Here is a 5,176-nt window from a genome sequence, read left to right as displayed (position 1 = left end):
GCGGCGACGTCGACCGGCATCGTGATCGAGACCCGTGCCCGGTTCGGGTTTATCGCCGCACCGGGCACGACGGATGACGCGCGGATCCGGCGGGTCACCCAGCAGCTGCCGCCCCAGTACGCGGCCCGCCTGTTCGACGCCCAGGCCGCCGGCGCGAGCGAGACCGCGTTGCAGCGGATCGCCGCCGAAGGCCTGCAGGACGTGTACTTCACCGACCGCGGCCGCCGTGCCGCGGGCCTGCAGGTGGAGTTCACCGACATCGGCTACATCGAGGTCAACTACTAAGTTCCAGAACGGAAGTTCGAATTTTGAGGTTACGAGAAGCGATCGAAAGCCTGCGAATACCGGACTGTGCGTCCCGGTACTCCCGTGACAGCGGCATCGTTAGGCAGCACACGCCCGCCCCCGGCGGCGTGACCGCGTGCAGGGCGAGCTCGCTTGGGGCGACGATGTGCCTGACGCAGACGTTGCTCGACGTCATGGCCGCGCCCCGCCGCACCTCTCGCCGAGCGACTCCTCCACGAGAGCTACAAGTGGGCTCGGATGTGGGCCGCCGAGGCGAACTGGCGCATCACCGGCGACCCCTCGATGTGGCCCTCCCATATCATCGCCGAGCTGACCGGAGCCGAACAGATGGGCACTCGCGCGGTGTGGCTGAGCGGCCGGGGTGGAAGTGGGGCTCGGGCACGGTGTTCGGCGGTACGCCTGCCCGTGTCTGCGGACGGGCGGGTGCACTGCGTTCACTGCACCAAGCCGCCTGATCAAGGCGGCGTCGGTTTCACTGCTCGCCCGCCAGCAGCACATGCGTCGATGGGGCGAGACCTCGTTCAGAGAGGTGGCGCGGAGACTTCGCACCAGACGGATTTGCCGTTGCCGCGCGACTCGACGCCCCAGGTGGTGGCCAGTTCCTCGATCAGCAGGAGTCCGCGGCCGGAGGTCGCCCGTTCTGTAGCGGCCCGGCGTCGTGGGGAGAGGGGCGAGGTGTCGGTGACAGCGAGGCGCACGGCGCGCCCCCGGTCGGTCACCGGTCTGGCCGTCAGTGTGGCGTTGCCGCCTGTGTGCAGGAGGGCGTTGGTGGCCAGTTCGCAGGCGAGGAGCTCTGCTGTGTCGCCGAGCGGTTCCAGTGACCAGCGGATCAACGCCGCGCGGAGAGCGAGCCGTGCGGCGCGGAGGGAGTCGGGATCGGCGAGCGTGACGGTGACCTCCAACTGCGGGGTGACTGAGGGCCCGCGCCGCGTGCGCCGCATGATGAGTAGGGCCACGTCGTCCTCCCCTCCCGTGTAGGCGCTCATGGACTTCAGCAGGTGGTCGGCCAGGTCGTCCGGGAGCGCCGGCCCCTTGCCGAGGCAGTCAAGGAGGCGGCTGAAACCTTGGTCGATGTCCTCGGCGCGTGCTTCGAGGAGTCCGTCCGTGCACAGCAGGAGTGTGGAACCGGCGTCCAGGGCCATCTCAGTCGCGGGATAGGCGGGCTGCGCTCCTGGAGAAGAGAGGCCGAGCGGGAGTCCGCCGGGGGTTTCGAGCCAGGCGCAGGTCCCGTCCGCGCGGCGCAGCACGGGGTCCAGGTGACCGGCGCGCACAGTTATGGCCAGTCCGGTCCGGGGGTCGATCTGCACGAGGAGGCAGGTGGCGAAGCGGTCGGTTTCCAGCTCGGCGAGGAAGGCGGAGGCGCGCGCGACGACGGTCGCGGGTGGATGTCCTTCGGCTGCGTACGCGCGCAGTGCGATGCGGAGTTGACCCATGACGGCGGCCGCCGTGACGTCGTGGCCCTGGACGTCGCCGACGGTCGCGACGACCCGTCCGTCCGGAAGCGCGAGGACGTCGTACCAGTCGCCGCCGATTCCTCCCCGGGCGCTGGCCGGCCGGTAACAAGTGGCGACGATCAGACCCGGGATGTCCGGCGTGCGGCCGGGAAGCATGGCGGTCTGCAGTCCGGCGGCGAGCTCGTGCTCCCGGTCGTACAGCAGGGCACGCTGCAACGACTGGGCGATGACCTTGCCCAGGGCGTTCAGTACGGTCCGTTCGTCGTGCGTGAACGATCCCTTGCCGTCGTAGGTGAGCCCGAGTGCGCCGATGGGGTTGTCTTGGGCGATCAAGGGGAGATAGACGGCTGCTGAGGCACTGGAGAACATCCTCAGGTATGGCCGCAGTGCGGGGTAGCGCGCGGCAAAGTCCTCACGGTCGGTGACGAAGACCGGTTCCCGGGTGCGGATGGCCTCGGTGAGCGGCAGGGGCTGGTCCAGGCGGGACAGGTGGAAGTCCCGGACGAGCTGCTGGTGCAGCCCGTTCGAGCCGATCAGTTCCATCCGGCCGTTGTCGACCAGGCCCAGGACGATGCTCGAGGCGCCAAGCTGCTCCAGCAGCCGCCCGGTGGTGAGAGCCTCGGCGACATCGTCCACCGTGACCGTCGGGACGAGGGCATCGCTGACATGGCCGACGATGTCGGCCTGTCGGCGGCGATCGAGCCTCGCTTGGCGCAGCTGCTCGGTCTGGTCGACAGCCCGTAGCTCCTGGCTGGCGTCCCTGATGATGCCGATGACCTGGACCGGGCGCCCCTGGGCGTCGCAGACGACGTGGCCCTGAGTGTGCGTCCAACGCAGTCGGCCACCAGGGTGCCGGACCCGGAAGTAGAGGCTGAAGCCCGACCGCTCCTCGATCGCACGGTCCACTCGCGCCTGGACCGCAGGGAGCTCCACCGGCAGCATCCGCTCACCGAGAGTGCTGAGCCGACCGTCGTACTCGCCCGGCTGGAATCCCATGACGGAAAGACCCGCCTCGTCATAGCGCAGTACCCCGCTCGCCAGATCCCAGGTGAAGCTGCCCATGCCGTTGACAGCAAGGGCCACATGAGGGGCGGCTAGGCGGTCGTTCCCCGGGGCGGGCCTGCTGCTCTGGTCGCCGAACCGCTCCATCGCTGCCTCCTGGCTCGCACATCATCGGTGCGTCCCGTTCGGCGGCGGCCAGGGCGCCGAGCCCGGGCGTGCCACCCTCCCATTCTGCGCGGGTGTGGTCCCCCTTGCTTGTCACGCCGCGGACCGCTGTGAGCAGCCGCTCTGACGCGCAGAGGTTGAGCCAGAGCCCGAGAACGGACAGCAGATACTCATACTTGGGAGACCTTGGTTGCTTCATATCGAATCGAGCTCTCCACGCGTTCCGACAGCGTCGGACGCGGCACACCAATCGCTGCCGAGGTGCCACTGCCGCACCCACTGCTCGAAGCCCCAGGCATCACCCCCGGCACGGGGCAGCCGGCTCGTACGTCGGACACCATCCAGACCTCGCCCCGGCGAGGTCCCGTGGTTACCGGCACCCAGAACGACTGCCCGTTCTCTGAGCCAAGAACGATCGACCCTTGGTGTGGCCGGGGCCGGCGACCTGAACGCCACTGGGCCCGCCCGCCAGCCGGGCCCTCGGGCGAGCGCGACGTTTGTCCCGTCATTGACGGGTTGGCTGGGGGCTGATGAGAAGCAGGGCGATGTCGTCGCTGGGGTTGGGTGCGTGCCGGAAGAGGGTGTCGGCCATGGCGTCGAGGTCGGTCAGTTCCGAGTGTTCGAGGAGTCCTGCGAGGGCGGCGGTGGAGTCGTCAACGTTGTCCTCGCCGACCAAGGCGAGCCGGAGTGCCCCGACTTGGATACAGGCAACTGCACGCGGGCAAAGTGGCCGCGATCGCGGCGAGCGCCCCGGCCTCCAACGTCATGCGTACGACGCGGACCGGCGGGCGTTCGCCGCCTGGTGCGCCGAGGAGGGCCGGACCGTGCGCCGCGGCGAGAGTGTGGAGCTGGTCAGGTCGTCTTGACGGACGGCGTCCAGCCACTGCGGGAGCCGTTCGCCTTGGCGCTCGGAGAGCATCTGGGCGGAGGACCGAACGTGACCGGTGAGGGCGTCGCCGCTCTGGAGAGCTGGCCAAGGTCGGACGGGCAAGGTGCGCATCTCACGTAGATATGCAGGTGCCCGGGTGATCAGATGCGCCAGGAGCGGATTCGATCGGCAGCGTCGTACGCGTCGCAGCGGTCGGTGTCGATGTCGCGGGCGAGGTCGATCAGCGCACCGAAGGGGGCGTCGATACCTTCGCCGACGGCCGCCATGTAGGCAACGACCAGGCCCACGCCAAACAGGGCGTTGCGGGCCGGCAGCGGCCTGATGCGGATCACGGTGTGCATTAGGGCAGCCGCACGCCAGGCGTTGTCGACCATGGCGCCGATCTGTGGCGTATTGACACGGTGCCGGCCGACCGCGGCCACTAGGCCAGAGAAGTCATGGATGGCCGGATGCTTGGGCAGCACCTCCGCCTGGCGCTCCAGCAGCCAGCGGATGTCGACGTAGAGCTCCATGTCAGGCGGCCTGGCCGGATGCGTCCAGCTGGGAGGGCGCATCCTCGGGGAACGCCTGATCGAACGCGCCGGCGTGGTCGTTGACGAAGTTCCGGAAGACTTCGGCGGCGCCTTCGAGGCGAGGATCGCGGACTGCGTTGTGCGCGGCTCGGGTGATGAGCGCGGTGACCGTGGTGCCTTCGGCTTCGGCACGCTCCTTGAGCAGCGCGTGCAGCGCGTCATCGACCCGAATCGTCACTGGCTTCGACATACGCCCATCGTACAGCAAGGTGTACAGCAGGTGCGGCCCGGACGGAACTGCCCAGTCACGGGCCCCGCGGCATCACGGCGGCGGTTTCCTTCGGTCGGCGGTCGGGGTCGATTCCCCGGAGCGCAGGTCGGTGTACACGTTCGGCCGGCTGATGCGCGCGGCCTCGGCGAGTGCGGAGACGTTCGTCTCGCCCGCCTGTCACGCGGCGACGAGCAGCTCGGCCCGGCGTCCGGGCTTCGACCAGTCCCGCAGTGCGGCCATCGCTTCATATCGTCTCGTACTCACACAACGACGGTGCTGTAAAGCCGTTTCACATGGCAAGTAGCTGTACAGTGCCCGGCCGGGATACGCACCCGATGTCCGGATCGGCGGCCTCCTAGGGGAGTTGGCCGGTCGTGCCTCTCTGTCGGTGGTCCCACCCACCAGACGGTTGCCCCATCCATACGAGCAGCGCAGGCAACGAGCTCTCGAAACTCACCTGCAGTACATGGGGCGTCAATGAGCGTTTTCAGCGTTGCCTCTCCGGGGTGAGGGCGGCTGCGGCGATTGACGTCATGCGGTTGGGGGACCCGGCTCGAGGGCCAGGACCGCCTTGGGC

Annotated in this window: 5 protein-coding genes and 1 pseudogene; 1 reads left to right on the top strand and 5 read right to left on the bottom strand. The window is 68.9% G+C overall.

The genetic code is table 11. The features are described 5' to 3' along the window. Nucleotides 1-285 (top strand): annotated as a pseudogene (locus ABZ070_RS35145) (XRE family transcriptional regulator); the annotation flags it as partial. A gap of 542 nt (nucleotides 286-827) precedes the next feature. On the opposite strand, the gene ABZ070_RS35140 reads toward ABZ070_RS35145, so the two are convergent. From ABZ070_RS35140 to ABZ070_RS35120, 5 genes are all read right to left on the bottom strand, one after another. Next, complete coding sequence (locus tag ABZ070_RS35140; RefSeq protein WP_356640011.1) at nucleotides 828-2,909, bottom strand: SpoIIE family protein phosphatase; 2,082 nt, start codon at nucleotides 2,907-2,909, stop codon at nucleotides 828-830. Between the two features lie 523 nt (nucleotides 2,910-3,432). Then, nucleotides 3,433-3,603 (bottom strand): hypothetical protein, encoded by a 171-nt coding sequence (locus ABZ070_RS35135; RefSeq protein WP_356640009.1) that lies wholly within the window; start codon nucleotides 3,601-3,603, stop codon nucleotides 3,433-3,435. 87 nt (nucleotides 3,604-3,690) lie between these two features. Beyond that, the gene (locus tag ABZ070_RS35130; protein ID WP_356640007.1) at nucleotides 3,691-3,927 is read right to left on the bottom strand and encodes a hypothetical protein; all 237 of its coding nucleotides are present in this window, start codon (nucleotides 3,925-3,927) and stop codon (nucleotides 3,691-3,693) included. A 29-nt stretch (nucleotides 3,928-3,956) separates the two neighbouring features. Further along, a complete protein-coding gene (locus tag ABZ070_RS35125; protein ID WP_356640005.1) occupies nucleotides 3,957-4,328 on the bottom strand; it encodes a toxin Doc in 372 nt (123 codons plus the stop codon). Nucleotide 4,329: 1 nt separating this feature from the next. After that, nucleotides 4,330-4,578: a ribbon-helix-helix protein, CopG family gene (locus tag ABZ070_RS35120; RefSeq protein WP_356640003.1), complete on the bottom strand. Its 249-nt coding sequence runs from the start codon at nucleotides 4,576-4,578 to the stop codon at nucleotides 4,330-4,332. Nucleotides 4,579-5,176 lie beyond the last annotated feature (598 nt).

The organism is Streptomyces sp. NPDC006283, from assembly GCF_040613325.1.
Classification (GTDB): Bacteria; Actinomycetota; Actinomycetes; order Streptomycetales; family Streptomycetaceae; genus Streptomyces.
This window is presented reverse-complemented; position numbering and strand designations above follow the sequence as displayed.